Origin of the sequence: Stenotrophomonas sp. SMYL8 (assembly GCF_036320065.1) — a bacterium.
Classification (GTDB): Bacteria; Pseudomonadota; Gammaproteobacteria; order Xanthomonadales; family Xanthomonadaceae; genus Stenotrophomonas; species Stenotrophomonas maltophilia_A.
The window spans coordinates 1-16,776 of record NZ_JAWIRR010000052.1; the positions used below are offsets into that span (position 1 = coordinate 1).

The window sequence follows — 16,776 nt, forward strand, 5'->3', positions numbered from 1 at the left end:
CAACCTCAAGCCCCTCCGGGGGCATCGCGCAACAGCCGGCCAGCGGCCGGCTCTACCGTTTCTTCTTTTTGGCAGCGTTGAACGTGGCCGCCGCGCGCAGCAGTGCCTTCAACGCCGCGGCATCCGGCATCGCGCCTTCATGGATGTCGATCGCACGTCGCGTGTTGCCGTCCAGGCTGGCGTTGAACAGGCCCTTCGGATCGGCCAACGCCGCACCGTTGGCAAAGGTCAGCTTCACCGCCTGTTTGTAGGTTTCGCCGGTGCACAGGATGCCGTTGTGCTCCCACACCGGCGTGCCGCGCCACTTCCAGGTTTCCTGCACGTCCGGCAGCGCCTCATGGATCAAGGCACGCACGCGTGCCAGCGCCTCGCCACGCCAGTCGCCCAGCTCGGCGATGCGTGCATCGATCAGTTCAGCGGCCGGGGTTCCGGCATCGGCAGGGTTCGGTGCATGCGTGGCCATCAGCGGTTCTCGTCGGCAGGGAGATCGGAACGATGCACTTACATGCGCTCGCCGGGCAATGCCGCGGCCTGCCTCACCCAGTCGAGGAACTGCGCCTCATCCAACGCACCCTCCTGCTGGATGTGCAGGTAGCGCGTATCGGCACTCTTCGACGGCTCCGGCGGCACCGGCTTCAGCGCAGCGCCGCGGAAGAATGCCACCTTGATGTAGCGGGTGAAGCAGTGGAAGCTGAGAAACCAGCCTTCGCCCGGCGCAACCGCATACATCGGCGAATTCCACTTCACTGCCTTGTGCACACCGGGTACAGCCTCTTCGATCAGCGCATCCAGCTGTGCTCCGATCGGCCGCTTCCAGTCCGGCATCGCCGCGATATAGGCCTGCACCGGCGCATCGCCCTCGCCCTTGGCGATCTGCGGGTTGCCGCCGGACAACAGCGCGGGCGCGGTGGAAGGTGCGGTTCGCTTGGCAGGCATCGCACAGCACGTCCATCGGGATGAAACCGCAGCCTAGCGCGGTCTGTCCCCAACGGTCACGGCGCAGTGCGCCATCGGCTCAGTCCGCTTGCCGCGCCCGGAACTGCTGCCAGTCCGGCAGCTTGCGGTGGCGGCGCAGCGAGCGCATCAAGGCCGCCATCACCACGCCGAACAGCGCCCCGGCCACCAGGCCGGCCGCCAGCAGCAGGGCCAGCGGGCGTTCACTGCCCTGCCACAGCATCAGCCACATCAGCGCGGTCCAGAACAGCCCGAACAGCAGGCCCTGCACCAGCGCATTGGTGCCGAAGCCGGCCAGGATCGGCGGTGGCAGTGCGATGCCCATGCGCCACAGAAGGCGATGCAGCAGCGGTGCCGACTGCACGCGCGCCAGCCCCTTGCCGTCGAGGAAGCGCAGCGCCGACTGGATCACGGCGGGATAGCGCGGGTTGATGTCGTTCATCCCCTGATCGTGGCCGAAGCGATGCCGGAAACGCAAACGGCCACCCGAAGGTGGCCGTCGCGGCAACAACCGAAGTTGTTTATCAGGCCTTTTCGGCCAGACGGGCAGCCTTGGCGGCAGCAGCGGCAGCCAGGTCTTCCTTGATGCGGGCAGCCTTGCCTTCCAGGCCACGCAGGTAGTACAGCTTGCCGGCGCGGACCTTACCACGACGCTTCACTTCGACCGAGTCGATGATGGCGCTGTGGGTCTGGAAAACGCGCTCGACGCCGTAGCCGTGCGAGATCTTGCGGACGGTGAACGAGGAGTTCAGGCCGGCGTTCTTGGTGGCGATGACAACGCCTTCGTAGGCCTGCACGCGCTCGCGGCTGCCTTCCTTCACCTTCACGTTGACGACAACGGTGTCGCCCTGGCTGAACTTCGGCAGTTCACGGGTGATCTGGGCGGATTCGAATTCCGCGACGATGGACTTGTTCAGCTTGCTCATGGGTTACACCGATTCTTGTTCGGGTGGGCGTGTCGTATCGACAACGTAGGCTCATGCAGTCACCGGACTGTGCTGCACGTTTGTTTTGGGTACTGCGCGCGCCGGCCGGGGCCGACGGGAATTGGCCATGATAGCCGATAACGCCAGTCCTGCGCTAGGGGCTGGCCTTGTGTTTCTGGGCCTGACGGGCCTGCTCCAGCAGCTTGCGGTCGGCCTTGCCCAGCGCCTGTTCATCCAGCAGGTCCGGGCGCCGCTCGGCGGTACGGACCAGCGACTGCTGCCGGCGCCAGGCCGCGATGGCCGCGTGGTTGCCCGAGCGCAGCACGTCCGGCACGTCACCCAGCGGGTGCTGGGCCGGCTGGCTGTAATGCGGGCAGTCGAGCAGGCCGAGGTCGCCCTCGAAGCTGTCCTGCGCCGCCGATTCCGCGTCGTTCAGGGCACCGTCCTGCAGGCGGGCCACGGCGTCGATGATCACCGCCGCGCCCAGCTCGCCACCGGACAGCACGTAGTCGCCGAGGGAAATCTCCTCGTCGACATTGGCCTCCAGGAAACGCTCGTCGATGCCTTCGTAGCGGCCACAGAGCAGGACCATGCGCGGCAGCGCCGCCAGTTCCCGCACCTTGGCCTGGGTCAACGGCGCCCCCTGCGGGCTGAGATGGATCACCCGCGTCGGGGTCGGATCAGCATCACGGATCGCCTGCAGGCAGGCCTGCAGCGGCTCGATCAGCATCACCATGCCCGGGCCACCACCGAACGGACGGTCGTCCACCCGGCGGTAGTTGCCTTCGGCGTAATCACGGGGATTCCAGCCATGCAGGCTGAACAGGCCCTTCTCCTGCGCGCGCCCGACCACGCCCAGTCCAGCGGACTGGGCGAGGAACTCGGGGAACAGGGTGATGACGTCGAAACGCATGCTCACACTCAGAACTCGGGATCCCAGTCGACCACGACCAGGTTGGCCTCGAAGTCGACCGACTTGACGAAGTCCGGCTGCACGAACGGAATCATCCGTTCGCGGTCACCACGGACCACCACCACGTCGTTGGCGCCGGTGCTGAACAGGTGCGAGACCTGGCCCAGGGCAACGCCCTCGGTGGTCTTCACGTCCAGGCCTTCCAGGTCCACCCAGTAATACTCATCGGGCTTCGGCGGCGGCAACGCACTGCGGGCCACGTAGATCTCGGTGCCGTGCATCGCTTCAACGGTATCGCGGTCCTCGACGCCGGGGAAACGGGCGACCAGGTGCTTGCCGCTGTCGCGGCCGCGTACACCGTCAATCGTGGTTTCCACGCCGGACGGGCTGCGCACGATCCACGGCTGGTAACGGAAAATGGCGGAACGTGGCTCGGTCCAGGACTCGAGCTTGATCTCGCCGCGCACACCAAAAGCGCCGACAACCCTGCCCAGCAGGATGCGGCGCTCGATATCTTTCATCTGCTTCAACCAAGAGGGCCACGCCGAAGCGTGGCCCGTCAGGATCAGGCCGCAGCGGCCTGGGACTTGGTCGCTTCCTTGATCAGGTTGCGGACCTTGTCGGTCGGCTGGGCGCCGTTCTTGACCCAATGGTCAACGCGGGCCAGGTCCAGCTCGATGCGCTTCTCGGCGCCCTGGGCGACCGGGTTGTAGAAGCCAACGCGCTCGATGTTGCGGCCGTCGCGCGCGCTGCGCACGTCGGTGACGATGATGTGGTAGAACGGACGCTTCTTGGCGCCGCCGCGGGTCAGTCGAATCTTGACCATGGTGTTTTTCCTATTGCCCAGTCGCCAGGATGGCGAGGTAAGCGGGCGATTATAGCGGCAGAGCCCGGCCGAGCCAACCCCGGGGTGAATCCGCCTTCACGGCAGCGCCGGGCCATGCCCGGCGGGGGTTTTCACCCCAATCTGTCCCAAGCCACCGCCGCCAGCACCGCCCTGCCCTGTTCAGCCAGTGCCTGCGAGCCGGGCAGGACATGCCCGTCGATGGCTTCCAACGCCCACAAGCCACTGGCATTGCAGGCAAAAGCGGCCTTCACGCTATCCAGTTCAGCCAGTGCCAACGGCCGCGTCAGCTGTGCCCCCGGCCAATGCTGCTTCAACAACGTCTCGGCAGTACCGCGCAGGGCCGGCGCCTGTGGCCAGAGCAGGCGCTCACCATCGTGCACGGCCAGGTTCCAGGTGCTGCCTTCACTCATCACGCCATCGGCGGTCACGAACAGCACATCGTCGAACCCTTCCGCCATCGCCGCACGGCGCTCGGCAAACAGGCCGAAGGTGCCGACGTGCTTGATCTGCGGCAGTTCGCGCTGCCACACCACGCTGCGCACCCGCTTCGGTGCGGTCAGCGCCACCGGCGCGGACACCGCCACCAGCACGTCCACCGGTACGGCCGCCAGCGGATTGCGGAAATCGAAGCGGCGCGAGTACACCGTCACCCGCAGCGAGGCATCGGCCAGGCCAGCCTGCTGCAGCGCCTGCGCCATCCAGCCCTGCACCTGCGCCGCATCCAGTTCGCTGCCGAACAGTTCGCGCGTGGCCTGCGACAGCCGCGCCAGATGCAGGTCCAGTCCCTGCACGGCGTGACCGCGCACCTGCAGCGAGGTGAAGTGGCCATAGTTGACCAGCGCAGGCAGCAGATCCTCCACCTGCACCGGTTGGCCGTTGCAGGTCACGGTCATCGCAGCAGCGCCTGCGCCTGTTCCCACATGCCGCGCAATACGTCGGCGGCCGGCTGTGCCGGGGCCATCCACGCCGACTGCCCGGCCCAGGCCTGCATCGCCGCCAGACGATTTTCCTGCACGGCCTGCCTGCGCATCGGCGCGGTCAGGCCGCGCTGCACCGGGTACGGGCGTGGCGCCGGTGCGCCTTCCGCAGCGGCGGCGCGCACATAGGGGGTCGCCAGGCCACGGCCCAGGCGGCCGCTGAAGGCGCGGGTCGGCCAGGTATCTTCGGGTTCGCTGGCCGCCAATCCATCGGCCCACGCTGAAGCGATCGCCGCTTCGGGCGTGCGCAGGAAGGCAGTGCCGATCTGCACGGCACTGGCCCCCAGGGTGAGTGCGGCAGCAATGCCACGGCCATCGGCGATGCCACCGGCGGCGATCACCGGAATCTGCAGGTGATCGGCCAGGCGCGGCAACAACGCAAACAGGCCGACCAACTGACGCTCGGCCATCGCCGGATCGAACGCGCCGCGATGGCCACCGGCTTCCACGCCCTGTGCGACCACCGCGTCGGCACCGGCGTCCTGTGCCGCACGCGCTTCGGACAAGGTGGTCGCACAGGCGATCCAGGCAATGCCTGCATCCTTCAACTGCTGTACGTGGCGCGGCAGCAGCACGCCCATGATGGTCGAGGCCACCGCCGGGCGCGCCGCCAGCAGTGCGGCGAACTGTTCTTCGAAGTCGGCGGGCGTGGCATCGGCGGCGCTGGCCGGCACGTCCGGACCCCACTGCGCGAGGAAGGCGCGGCTGGCGGCTTCAGCGGCGACATCACGGGTCGGTGCCGGGTCCGGCACCCACAGGTTCACCTGTGCGGGGCCCGTCGAGGCAGCGCGGAAGTCATCCATCCAGTGGCCGATATCGGCCGATGACGACAGCACTGCGCCCATCGCCCCCATGCTGCCGGCATTGGCCAGCGCAGCCGACAACGGCACCGGGCAGGCGCCGGCCATCGGGGCCAGCAGGATCGGAACGGATACGCCAAAGCGCCGGCAGAACGCGTCGACGCGGGAAGATACAGATACAGCGGAACTCTGCATGACGGCCCATCGTTTCGGACAGGCCCCCATGGTGCGCGCAGGACGGGGGTAGAGTCGAGCTTCCTCGACTGGACCACCAACAGCGGTCGAGCAAGCTCGACGCTACGCAGGCCGCGCCGACCACAGCGCGCGCCCACGCATCAACGCATCAACGGAACGGCATGCCGCGGCCGCCCATGGCGCCCATCATGCCCTTCATGCTGCGCAACATGCCCTTCATGCCGCCGCCGGCCATCTTGCTCATCATCTTTTCCATCTGCATGTACTGCTTCATCAGCTTGTTGACGTCGGCGGGGGTCACGCCCGAGCCCTTGGCGATGCGCGCGCGGCGCGAGCCGTTGAGCAGGTTCGGGTTGCGCCGTTCCTTCTTGGTCATCGAGCTGATGATGGCGATCATGCGCGGCACTTCCTTGCCCTGGCTGACCTGCTGCTTCAGATGGTCGGGGATGTTGCCCAGGCCCGGCAGCTTGTCCATCAGGCCGCCGATGCCGCCCATGTTCTGCATCTGCTCCAGCTGGTCACGCATGTCGTTCAGGTCGAACTTCTTGCCCTTGGCGACCTTCTCGGCCAGCTTGGCGGCCTTGTCCTTGTCGACCTGCTGCTCGACCTGCTCGACCAGCGACAGCACGTCGCCCATGTCGAGGATGCGGCTGGCGATACGGTCCGGGTGGAATACGTCCAGGCCTTCCGGCTTCTCGCTGACACCGACGAACTTGATCGGCTTGCCGGTGATGTAGCGCACGCTCAGCGCGGCACCGCCACGGGCGTCACCGTCGGTCTTGGTCAGCACCACGCCGGTCAGCGGCAGGGCGTCGCCGAAGGCCTTGGCGGTGTTGGCCGCGTCCTGGCCGGTCATGGCGTCGACCACGAACAGGGTTTCGGCCGGATTCACCGCCGCATGCAGGGCCTTGATCTCGGCCATCATTGCTTCGTCGATGGCCAGGCGGCCGGCGGTATCGACCAGCAGCACGTCGACGAACGACTTGCGCGCATCGTCGATGGCGGCGCGGACGATGGCTTCCGGCTTCTGGTCGGCGCTGGACGGGAAGAACAGCACGCCGACCTGCTCGGCCAGGGTCTTCAGCTGCTCGATCGCGGCCGGACGGTAGACGTCGGCCGAGACCACCATCACCTTCTTCTTGCGCTTTTCCTTCAGGTGCTTGGCCAGCTTGCCCACCGTGGTGGTCTTGCCGGCGCCCTGCAGGCCCGCCATCAGGATGATGGCCGGAGCGGGCACATTGAGGTTCAGGTCGCTGGCTTCGGCGCCCATCACCGCGGTCAGCTCGTCGCGCACGACCTTGATCAGGGCCTGGCCCGGGGTCAGCGACTTCAGCACTTCCTGGCCGACCGCGCGCACCTTGATGCGCTCGATCAGGGCCTGCACCACCGGCAGCGCAACGTCGGCTTCGAGCAGCGCGATGCGGACCTCACGGGTGGCCTCGCGGATGTTCTCCTCGGTCAGGCGGCCGCGGCCACGCAGGCGCTCGATGGTGCCGGAAAGGCGCTGGGTCAGTGACTCGAACATGCGGCGCAACCTGTCTGAAAGCGGGGGACAATAAGGCAGACAGTATAACGGGTCCGCTCCCCTCCCCGGACTGCGACCACAGGGCCGTCGCCACCACCGCAGGGGTATGCGAAACTGCAACGATGTTAATCGTTCTCATCGCCGCCCTGCTCTACCTGGCCGCCAGCGCCCTGCTGGTGCGTGCGCTTGGCCGCGATGAAAGCACCGGCTCTCCCACCTGGCTGTGGCCCGCCCTGCCGGCGATGCTGCTGCATGGCGGCTACCACGTGATGGTGGCGATGCGCACCAACGGCGGGCCGGACATGCACTTCTTCGCTGCGCTGTCGCTGGTCGGCCTGGGCATGGCCTGGCTGACCTCGCTGGTCGGCGCGCGCGGGCGGATGTCGGCACTGGGCGTGGTGGTGTTCCCGTTGGCCGCGGTACTGCTGCTGGCCTACCACGGCTACGGCCATGAACCGAGCAAGGTGCTGGGCTGGCGCCTGGCCAGCCACGCCTGGCTGGCGCTGCTGGCCTACGCGACGTTGAGCATCGCCGCGCTGCTGGCGATCATGCTGTGGCTGCAGGAACGCGCCCTGCGCCGCCGCGAGTTCCGGCCGTGGCTGCGCGCCCTGCCGCCGCTGGCGGATCTGGAATCGCTGCTGTTCCGGGTGATCACCGTCGGCTTCGCGCTGCTGACCCTGACCCTGGTCACCGGCGTGCTGTTCGTCGACGACCTGCTGGCGCAGAAGCTGGTGCACAAGACCGTGCTGAGCGTGCTGTCGTGGATCGTGTTCGGCGTGCTGCTGATCGGCCGTCGCCGCTACGGCTGGCGCGGCATGAAGGCGGTGCACTGGACGCTGGCGGCAATGCTGTTGCTGCTGCTGGCCTTCTTCGGCAGCCAGTTCGCGATCGAACTGGTGTTCGGGCATTCGCGATAGCGGTGTGCCGGCCAACGGTCGGCACCCACCCTGGTAGTGCCGGCCGCTGGCCGGCAACAGGACCGCACCCTGCGTGGATGCCGCAGACGGTCAAGGCAGCGGCTGGGCCAGGATCTTCCGTACCGAGCGACCGCTGTTGGTAATGATGTCATCCACCTGCCAGCAGCCCTGCCCCTGGCGCACCATCGGCAACCGGGTCACGTAGGCCTTCTTCCATACCGAATAGCGCATCTCGACCTGGCCGGACGTCGCCGAGACCTCTTTCCAGATGTAGCGCACCGGACTCTCGATGTCGCCATCCTGCGCATCCAGCCACGGGTCCGAATCGATGGTGCAGATGCCTTCCTCACGCACCTGGCAGGCGCGCTCGCCACGCAGGGCCTTGCCGAAGGCCGGGCTGACCAGCGCCGGCGGCGGTTCCAGCAGATCGCCATTGCCGGTGGTTGCCTCGTAGAAGGCACGGGCGACAGCCACTGGTTCCTGGCAGGCCGGTGCGGCCTGCACGGTGGGGGCCAGCAGCAGCCCGGCGATCATGAACATCCCTGTCTTTCGCATGTATTTCTCCTTGAGGTAGTGCCGGGGGGGGGGGGGGGGGCGCCCGGCGCGCGCGGCGGGGGGGGGGGGGGCGGGGGGGGCGGCGCCGCCCCGCCCCCCAAACACAGCAAACCCCCGCGCGGCCGCCCAGCGCCCGCCACTACCCGATACCAGGCTTACAAGCCGTAACGCTCGATCACGTCCAGGTGCGGCTGGCGATCCTGGTCGCAGGCTTCGGCCAGCCGCAGCCAGCAATGCGGATGCTGCCACTTCGCGGTTTCCTGCTGCAGGAAGCGGTGCAGCGCCAGCGGTGCATGGTCCTGCGGCTGGGCGACGGTGAACAGCAGGCCCGGCAGCGTGCCCTCCTCCTCGTCCGGATCGGTCACGGTGTAGTCCGGGCGGCTGTGCGACCACACCTGCCAGCCCTGCGCCTCGGCCGCTGCGACAAAGGCATTCCACGCGACTTCGCCCGGGTGCGCGCCGTCGATCAGCCAGCTGCGGGCGAAGCCGCCGCGCTCCAGGACATGCACCTGCGCATAGGTCGGGATGAAATGCTCGCGCGCTTCCTCCTCCTCCGGCGCCGGGTGCACCAGCGCAGCATCGAACACCACCCAGTCGCCCACCTGCTGGGCACGGTTGGCCGGTGCGTTCTCGACGATACGTGCGGTGACCGGGCCACTGCGGCGCGCGTAGTACTCCATCGGCTCGCCGTTCTCTTCGCTGCGGATGATCACCCAGCCCCACGGCTCCTCGACCACGCCGTCCTGGCTGGACAGCTCCATGCCGATCGCCGCCGCCGAGCGGCGCACCGCATCCCAGTCGCGTGCCGCGCTGGCCGCGCTCATGTGGTCCCAGTGTGCGGCGTTGGGTTCTTCCAGCAGCTCCACCAGCTGCGCATAGCAGGCCTGCGCCTCGCTGAAGCGACCGGTTTCCATGTACATCCGCGCCAGCGTACCGCGTGCGCCATGCGAGCCCGGCGAGGCCGCCAGCAGCGCCTGCGCGGCCTGCTCCAGTGCCGGCCAGTCGGACACGCGACGGGCGCGCTGCACCTCGCACCAGTGCGCGAACACCGGCACGCTGCCGCGATAGGCATCAGCCAGCTGGCGCAGGCCTTCGTCGTCGCCCTGCTCGGTCAGCCAGCGCATCAGCGTGTAGGCGGCCGGGCCATCATCCTGCGTGTGTGCGCGCACGAAGCGCCACAGCAATGCGCGCGCTTCCGTCTGCGCCCCACAGGCGCTCAGCGCGGAGGCAGCCATCTCGGCCAGCGCCTCGTCATCTGGCAGCTGCGCCTGTGCCTGCAGCAGCCACTGCGCCTCACGTTCGGGATCGCGCGACTGATTCTGCTCTCCCTGCTCGTTCAGCCAAACCAGTAGTTCAGCGGCTGGCACCGGCAGCGGCGCCACATCCGGCAATGCATCGATGCGTGCCGCCAGGCCGGCCACCAGCGCAGCCGCACCCCGGTCCTGGCGCAGCTGTGCCAGATGGATACGCGCCAGTTCCAGCTGGCGCAGCGCCACCCAGCGTGCGCCACGCTGCAGGGCCAGCTCCAGGCTCAGCGCAGCGACTTCGATCAGCAGGCGGTGCGAGCCAACCTCGGCAAAGTGTTCGATGATGGTGTTGAAGCGCGTACCCAGGTCCCAGGTATTGCGTGCGGGATCACGCCGGCACAGCGCTGCGGCGGTGTTCGCCCACAGCCGCCAGTAGGTAGGCGTCAGCTCGCTCCACGGCACTAGCTGCTGCAAGGCCTCTTCGTCGCGGTCCAGCTGGGCCAGCGCCCACGCCTTGGACAGGCGGCGCGGCACCGTGCAGTTGGCCGGCTCGTACTCGCCGGACGCGGCCACTTCGGCCTCGCGCTTCTCGATCAGCAGCAGCGCTTCTTCGGCGCGGCCCATGCCCAGCAGGATCTTGATCTGCATCTCCGGGAAGCTGTCGAACACTTCCTTGCCGCAGGCCTCGATCGCGTCGGACTGCACCTGCAGGTAATCCAGTGCATCCTGGCCACGGCCATCATCAAGCAGTGCATCGGCCTTCTCGCAGCTCAGGCACTGGAAGCAGGCCCAGCTCGGGTCGATGCGGCCCAGTGTTTCATCGCACACCTCGATGCGCTCGGGCACCCAGCCGGGGCCATCGATGTTGCCGTAGCAGGCGGCAAGATCCTGGGTCACGCAGATCGACTGCGGGCATTCCAGGGTGTCCTCGCGATGCGCACGCTCGAACAGCGCCACGGCTTCGCCCAGCGCGCTCTCGCCTTCGACGCGGTTGCCGACGCGGTTGCGCAGCGCCCAGTGGCCGACGTAGACGTCGACCCACGGGTTGTCCAGCGCCTTGCCCAGCGCACGCGCTTCGGGCAGCAGCGCGTCGACGCGGTCGACACGCAGTTCACTCACCTCGTCGGCGAGGCGGTTCAGCAGGTGCGCATTCTGCGCCTGGCCGGCCTGGCGCAGGTCACCCTGCAGTTTTTCGACCCAGTTCCAGATATCCATGGGGTAAGTACTCCTGTCTAGCGAAGGCTGGATGAGAGGATGCGGTGCTCAGCGCAGCATCTGCTGCAGGGCACCGGCGATATCGGTGAAGGCGCCGTTGAGATCCGGGCCGGGCGTGGCGGTCGCGCGGGCCAGTGGACGGCCCTGCGCGGCGACGATGATCTTCAGTGAGCGCAGCAGGCGCGCTGCGGCTTCGGCCTGCGGGTGGCCCTCGCGCTGGGCGCGCAGCAGCGCCTGCACCGCCGGGTTGTCGAGGTTGAGGTACAGCCGCGATGGCGCACGCGATTCGATGCGCGCGGTGAACTGACGCGCCAGGCGTAGCGCCGCCATTGAAACGCGCTTGTCGTTCTCATCGTCTTCCAAGCGCTGCTTCAGCTCGGCTTCGCGGTCGGGCACCACCACCACCGGCAGCGACTCGGGACTGAAGCGTGCCGGCAGCAATTGTTCGCCGTCACCCAGCTGCTCGCGCAGCCACGCCAGCTGCGCCTCGTCGAGGCTGTCATCGCTGCGGAACAGCGCGCGGTTGCCCTGCTCGGTCCCCAGCTCGACCAGGCGCAGGCCCTTGGCCTGGGCCCAGCGCCGCAGGAACGGCACCACCGCATAGCGATGGCCATGCGCGACCGGCACGCCCATCGCACGGAACAACATTTCCTCGAAGCCGCCACCATTGTCGAGGATCACGTGCACGGCACCGCGTGCGGGCAGCGCACTGGCCGGCAGGTCACCCTGCGAAGTCGGCACGCGCACGTGTTCCAGTAGCAGGTCGAACAGGCGGTCATCGCACAGCGCCGCACCCAACAGCGCCTCGTTGTGGCGGCTCAATACACGTCGCCACGCTTCCGGCTGCTGCCGCGCGACGTCGGCCAGGCCGTCGATCAACGCCTCCAGCAACGCATGCTGCACGGCGCGGTACTGGTCATCGCGCTGCAGGTCTTCGCGGCTGGCGGTGGGCGTGAGCCGCGAGGATTCGATCACCCCGCCGATGAAGCCCGCCCACGGCGGCAGCAGGTCGCGGGCGTCGTCGTCCAGCAGCATGCCGCGCACGAACACCGACAGGTTGCGGTTATCGCTGGTGCCGTAGGTAGCACCGTCCTGCACCCACAGCAGGCCGGTGGCATCACTGCTGCCATCAGCGCGCAACGGCACGGTGACGATCGGCTCGAAATCATGTTCGAAACGCGCCGCGAACTGCAGCGCCTGGCGACGCGCCTGCACCGGATGCAGGGCCACATCGCCCTGGTCGCGCCACGGCGGCGGCTCGGGGTTGAGCGCCTCGCCTGCAGCACCGATGAAGATCGGCTCGGACAGCAGCGCGCAGTAGCGACCCAGCACTTCGTGCAGGCGCGCCTCGTTGGCCAGCGGCAGGAAGTCCGGATGCAGCTCCAGTTCCACCTCGGTGCCGACCGCGCGTGCCGGCACTTCGCTGACGGTGTACTGCTCGGCGTTGCTGGACACGTACAGATGGCCCAGTTCCGGCGTCTGGTACGAGGTGGTGCGCACGCTGACCCGGCGCGCCAGCACGAAGGCCGACAGGAAGCCGAGGCCGAACATGCCGATCAGGCCCTCATCGTCCTCGCCACCCTGGCGCAGGCCGCGGGTGTAGCCGACGCCGACGGTCGCCAGGTAGTCATGGATCTCCTGGCGGGTCAGGCCGGCGCCGGTATCGATGATGCGCAGCACGCCGGCAACGGCATCGACCTGCACCGAAATGCGCGATGGCACTTCGATGCCGGGCTGTTCGATGCGGCGGCGGATGATCGAGTCGTGCGCGTTCTGCACCAGCTCACGCAGCGCCACCACCGGGGTGGAATAGAGGTGCTTGCCCAGCACCGTCATCAGTCCATTGAGATCGACCCCGGCGCGACGGATTTCGGCGTTGGGGGCGGTGAGCGCGGTGTCCTGCATGTAATCGTTTACTCCTGGGCACGGAAAGACGCCAGAGGGCGCCTTCGTCGAGCGGGAAAAACTAGCACAGGGAGGCTGACCGTTACCGTGTCGGCCGCCGTATTCCACGTGCGCGGTGGTGACGCCGGGCCATGCCCGGCGCGATCACGCCGCGTCGATAGCCTCGGACAGACGCTCCACCGCGATCACTTCCATGCCCTTCACCGAGCCGCCCTTGGGAGCATTGGCCTTGGGCACGATGGCGCGCTTGAAACCATGGGTGGCGGCCTCGCGCAGGCGGTCTTCGCCATTGGGTACCGGTCGGATCTCGCCGGACAGGCCAACCTCGCCAAACGCAATCGTCTTTTCCGCCAGCGGCCGGTCCTGCAGCGAGGACAGCACCGCCAGCAGCACCGGCAGGTCGGCAGCGGTCTCCTGCACGCGGATGCCGCCGACGACATTGACGAACACGTCCTGGTCGCCGACCAGCACGCCGCCGTGGCGATGCAGCACCGCCAGCAGCATGGCCAAGCGGTTCTGCTCCAGGCCGACCGCGACACGGCGCGGGTTCGACAGCGGCGAGGCATCCACCAGCGCCTGCACTTCAACCAGCAGCGGCCGGGTGCCCTCGCGGGTGACCATCACGCAGCTGCCGGGTTGGTGGGTACTGCCACCGGACAGGAAGATCGCCGACGGGTTGGAGACCTCCTTCAGGCCCTTGTCGCCCATCGCGAACACGCCCAGCTCGTTGACCGCACCGAAGCGGTTCTTGAACGCGCGCAGCAGGCGGAAGCGGCTGCCACTCTCGCCTTCGAAGTACAGCACCGCATCGACCATGTGTTCGAGCACGCGCGGGCCGGCGATACCGCCCTCCTTGGTCACGTGGCCTACCAGGAACACGGCGGTGCCGGTCTCCTTGGCGAAACGCACCAGCCGCGCCGCGCTCTCGCGTACCTGGCTGACCGAGCCGGGCGCGGCGGTCAGGCTCTCGGTCCACAGGGTCTGCACGGAGTCGGCCACGATCAGCCGTGGGCCGGCCTTGGACGCATGCTGCAGGATCGACTCGACGCCGGTCTCGGCCAGCGCGTTGACACCATCCAGCGGCAATTCCAGCCGGTGTGCGCGGCCGGCCACCTGGGCCAGCGACTCCTCGCCCGTGACGTACAGCACCGGCAGCTCGGCCGCCATCTTCGCCACCGCCTGCAGCAGCAGGGTCGACTTGCCGATGCCCGGGTCGCCACCAACCAGTACCACCGCGCCCTCGACCAGGCCACCGCCCAGCACGCGATCGAACTCGCCGATGCCGGTCGAGACACGGCGATGCTCGGTCTGCTCCACGTCCTTCAGGGCGGTGATCTTCGGCGGGTCGATCTTGCCGGCCCAGCCGGCCCGGCGCGACGCGGGCGCCTTGGCCGCCGCCGCGCTCTCCAGCACGATTTCCGACAGCGAGTTCCAGGCGTTGCACTCGGTGCACTGGCCCTGCCACTTGCTGAGTTCGGCGCCGCATTCATTGCAGACGTAGGCGGTGCGGGCTTTTGCCATCGGATGATTTCCAGCAACGGGAACAGGCGTGGCAGGATAGCCGAGCCGGGTCGCAGGTGCTGCGACCGCTCAAGTCCCGCCCACCCGCGCCGATAGCTGTCGCGGGCGTGCGCCTTGCGGGCCCCCTCCCTCCCCCTCTGGATTCAACATGACTGGCAGTTACAGTCAGAGCCTGGTCGCCATCTCCCTGCTGGTGGCCATTCTTGCTTCGTACACGGCGTTGGACATGGCCGGCCGCCTGGCCACGGCCGAGGGCCGCGTGGCCCGCTGGTGGCTGGCCGGCGGCGCGGCGGCGATGGGCCTGGGTATCTGGTCGATGCATTTCATCGGCATGCTGGCCTTCGACCTGCCGATCCCGGTCGGCTACGACCTCGGCATCACCCTGTATTCGCTTGCAGTGTCGATCGGCGCTTCGGCCTATGCGCTGTGGCTGGTGTCACGACCCAGCCTGCCGTGGCGACGACTGCTGGCCGGCGCCGTGCTGATGGGCCTGGGCATTGCCACCATGCACTACCTCGGCATGGCCGCGATGCGCATGCAGCCGGGTATCGACTATCACCCGGGCTGGTTCGCCGCCTCCATTGCAGTAGCCATCGGTGCCGCCGGCGCGGCGCTGTGGATCGCCTTCCGCCTGCGTTCCGAGCAGCGCCACACCATGCGCCTGCGCGCACTGGCCTCGCTGGTGATGGGCCTGGCCATCGTCGGCATGCATTACACCGGCATGGCCGCCGCACGCTTCCCCGAAGGCAGCATCTGCGGCGCGGTCGGCAGCGGCGGCATCGACACGCGCTGGCTGGCAGTGCTGGTGATCGTCACCACTGTAGCCACCCTGGGTATCGCCCTGGTCGCCTCGCTGTTCGATCGGCAGATGCGCGTGCGTACCGGGTTGCTGGCCGATTCACTGGCACACGCCAACGACAAGCTGATCCAGGCCGCCCTGCACGACCCGCTGACCCAGCTGCCCAACCGCATGCTGCTGCAGGACCGCATCGAGCAGGCCATCGAGAAGGCGCGGCGGCGCAACCAGGCGGTGGCGGTGATGTTCTGCGACCTGGATGGCTTCAAGGCGATCAATGATGCGTACGGACACCAGCTGGGAGATCGCCTGCTGGTGGCGGTGGCGCAGCGTATCGGCGGCCTGCTGCGGCCACAGGACACCTTCGCCCGCCTCGGCGGCGACGAGTTCGTGATCGTGCTGGCCATCGATGTTCCCGACGATGCAGTGGTGGTCGCCGAGCGGATCATCGCGGCGGCGGGCGAACCGTTCCTGCTGGATTCAGCCGAGCTGCAGGTCAGCGCCAGCCTGGGCATCGCCCTGTATCCGGCTGATGCCGGCAACGAGCGCGAGCTGATGGCACACGCCGATGCGGCGATGTACCACACCAAGGAGACCGGCCGGAACGGCTATACGTTCTTCACCCCCTCGATGCAGCTCAGTGCCAACCGCCAGCTGCGCCTGCTGCAGGACCTGCGCAAGGCCATCGCCCGCGACGAGCTGGTGCTGCACTACCAGCCCAAGTTCCCTGCCGCCGGCGCACCGGCCACCGGCGCCGAAGCGCTGCTGCGCTGGCAGCATCCCGAGCTGGGCCTGCTGGCGCCGGATATGTTCATTCCCATCGCCGAACGCAGCGGTCTGATCCTGCCGATCGGTGACTGGGTACTGGACCGTGCCTGTGCACAGCTGCGTGCATGGCACGAGGCCGGGCATACCGGATGGTCGATGGCGGTGAACCTATCGCCCTTGCAGTTCTCCTCGCCGGCCCTGCTGGACAGCGTGCGCGAGGTGCTGCAGCGGCACCGGATCGAGCCGGCGCGGTTGACCCTGGAGATCACCGAGACCACGGCGATGAAGGATGTCGACGCCAGCCTGGCGATTCTCAACGATCTGACCGCGATGGGCGTGCATATCGCCATCGACGATTTCGGCACCGGCTACTCCAGCCTGCTGTACCTGAAGCGGATGCCGGCCACCGAACTGAAGATCGACCGTGCGTTCGTGCACGACCTGGAGCGCAACGACGAGGACGCCGCCATCGTCTCGTCGATCATCGCGCTGGGCCGCACCCTGCAGCTGCAGGTGGTGGCCGAGGGCGTGGAGACCCAGGCGCAGCGCGAGCACCTGAGCGAGCTGGGGTGTGATCAATTGCAGGGTTACCACCTGGGCCGACCGATGGACGCCGAGGAATTCCTGCGCCGGGTGGGGTGAGACCCCATCCACGCATGGCGTGGATCTCCTGGTAGCGCCGGCCGCTGGCCGGCTTCCCGCAACTGCCGGCCAG

At 68.0% G+C, this 16,776-nt stretch carries 16 protein-coding genes; 2 read left to right on the plus strand and 14 right to left on the minus strand.

Going from position 1 to position 16,776, the window contains the following annotated elements; genetic code table 11:
- Nucleotides 1-52 precede the first annotated feature (52 nt).
- The 10 genes from V3B25_RS22040 to ffh all read right to left on the minus strand — a co-directional run bounded on the left by V3B25_RS22040 (nt 53) and on the right by ffh (nt 7,137).
- The gene (locus V3B25_RS22040) at nt 53-463 is read right to left on the minus strand and encodes a DUF1801 domain-containing protein (RefSeq protein ID WP_032127552.1); all 411 of its coding nucleotides are present in this window, start codon (nt 461-463) and stop codon (nt 53-55) included.
- A 38-nt stretch (nt 464-501) separates the two neighbouring features.
- A complete protein-coding gene (locus V3B25_RS22045) occupies nt 502-936 on the minus strand; it encodes a DUF1801 domain-containing protein (RefSeq protein ID WP_049424480.1) in 435 nt (144 codons plus the stop codon).
- Between the two features lie 79 nt (nt 937-1,015).
- Nucleotides 1,016-1,396: a DUF6404 family protein gene (locus V3B25_RS22050; protein ID WP_032127554.1), complete on the minus strand. Its 381-nt coding sequence runs from the start codon at nt 1,394-1,396 to the stop codon at nt 1,016-1,018.
- 82 nt (nt 1,397-1,478) lie between these two features.
- Nucleotides 1,479-1,880: a 50S ribosomal protein L19 gene (gene rplS, locus V3B25_RS22055; protein ID WP_005408597.1), complete on the minus strand. Its 402-nt coding sequence runs from the start codon at nt 1,878-1,880 to the stop codon at nt 1,479-1,481.
- Nucleotides 1,881-2,034: 154 nt separating this feature from the next.
- Nucleotides 2,035-2,793, minus strand: coding sequence for a tRNA (guanosine(37)-N1)-methyltransferase TrmD (gene trmD / locus V3B25_RS22060; protein ID WP_329811546.1), 759 nt, complete (start codon nt 2,791-2,793; stop codon nt 2,035-2,037).
- An 8-nt stretch (nt 2,794-2,801) separates the two neighbouring features.
- Nucleotides 2,802-3,314, minus strand: a complete 513-nt coding sequence (rimM, locus tag V3B25_RS22065) for a ribosome maturation factor RimM (RefSeq protein ID WP_329811547.1) — start codon at nt 3,312-3,314, stop codon at nt 2,802-2,804.
- Between the two features lie 44 nt (nt 3,315-3,358).
- On the minus strand, nt 3,359-3,619 hold the full coding sequence (rpsP, locus tag V3B25_RS22070) for a 30S ribosomal protein S16 (RefSeq protein ID WP_005415733.1): 261 nt from the start codon (nt 3,617-3,619) through the stop codon (nt 3,359-3,361).
- Between the two features lie 131 nt (nt 3,620-3,750).
- The gene (locus tag V3B25_RS22075; protein WP_329811548.1) at nt 3,751-4,533 is read right to left on the minus strand and encodes an aminotransferase class IV family protein; all 783 of its coding nucleotides are present in this window, start codon (nt 4,531-4,533) and stop codon (nt 3,751-3,753) included.
- Complete coding sequence (locus tag V3B25_RS22080; protein WP_329811549.1) at nt 4,530-5,612, minus strand: nitronate monooxygenase; 1,083 nt, start codon at nt 5,610-5,612, stop codon at nt 4,530-4,532. Before V3B25_RS22080 ends, V3B25_RS22075 begins: the two co-directional genes overlap by 4 nt.
- A gap of 148 nt (nt 5,613-5,760) precedes the next feature.
- A complete protein-coding gene (gene ffh / locus V3B25_RS22085) occupies nt 5,761-7,137 on the minus strand; it encodes a signal recognition particle protein (protein ID WP_005408591.1) in 1,377 nt (458 codons plus the stop codon).
- Between the two features lie 122 nt (nt 7,138-7,259).
- On the opposite strand from ffh, the gene ccsA reads away from it, so the two are divergent.
- A complete protein-coding gene (gene ccsA / locus V3B25_RS22090) occupies nt 7,260-8,054 on the plus strand; it encodes a cytochrome c biogenesis protein CcsA (RefSeq protein WP_329811550.1) in 795 nt (264 codons plus the stop codon).
- Between the two features lie 90 nt (nt 8,055-8,144).
- On the opposite strand, the gene V3B25_RS22095 is transcribed toward ccsA, so the two are convergent.
- The 4 genes from V3B25_RS22095 to radA form a co-directional block, all read right to left on the minus strand.
- Complete coding sequence (locus tag V3B25_RS22095; RefSeq protein ID WP_049424469.1) at nt 8,145-8,609, minus strand: hypothetical protein; 465 nt, start codon at nt 8,607-8,609, stop codon at nt 8,145-8,147.
- 155 nt (nt 8,610-8,764) lie between these two features.
- Nucleotides 8,765-11,071, minus strand: coding sequence for a tetratricopeptide repeat protein (locus V3B25_RS22100; protein WP_329811551.1), 2,307 nt, complete (start codon nt 11,069-11,071; stop codon nt 8,765-8,767).
- A 48-nt stretch (nt 11,072-11,119) separates the two neighbouring features.
- A complete protein-coding gene (locus tag V3B25_RS22105) occupies nt 11,120-12,976 on the minus strand; it encodes an ATP-binding protein (protein WP_329811552.1) in 1,857 nt (618 codons plus the stop codon).
- Nucleotides 12,977-13,120: 144 nt separating this feature from the next.
- Nucleotides 13,121-14,497, minus strand: coding sequence for a DNA repair protein RadA (gene radA / locus V3B25_RS22110; RefSeq protein ID WP_329811553.1), 1,377 nt, complete (start codon nt 14,495-14,497; stop codon nt 13,121-13,123).
- Nucleotides 14,498-14,645: 148 nt separating this feature from the next.
- On the opposite strand from radA, the gene V3B25_RS22115 reads away from it, so the two are divergent.
- On the plus strand, nt 14,646-16,703 hold the full coding sequence (locus V3B25_RS22115; protein WP_201118435.1) for a bifunctional diguanylate cyclase/phosphodiesterase: 2,058 nt from the start codon (nt 14,646-14,648) through the stop codon (nt 16,701-16,703).
- Nucleotides 16,704-16,776 lie beyond the last annotated feature (73 nt).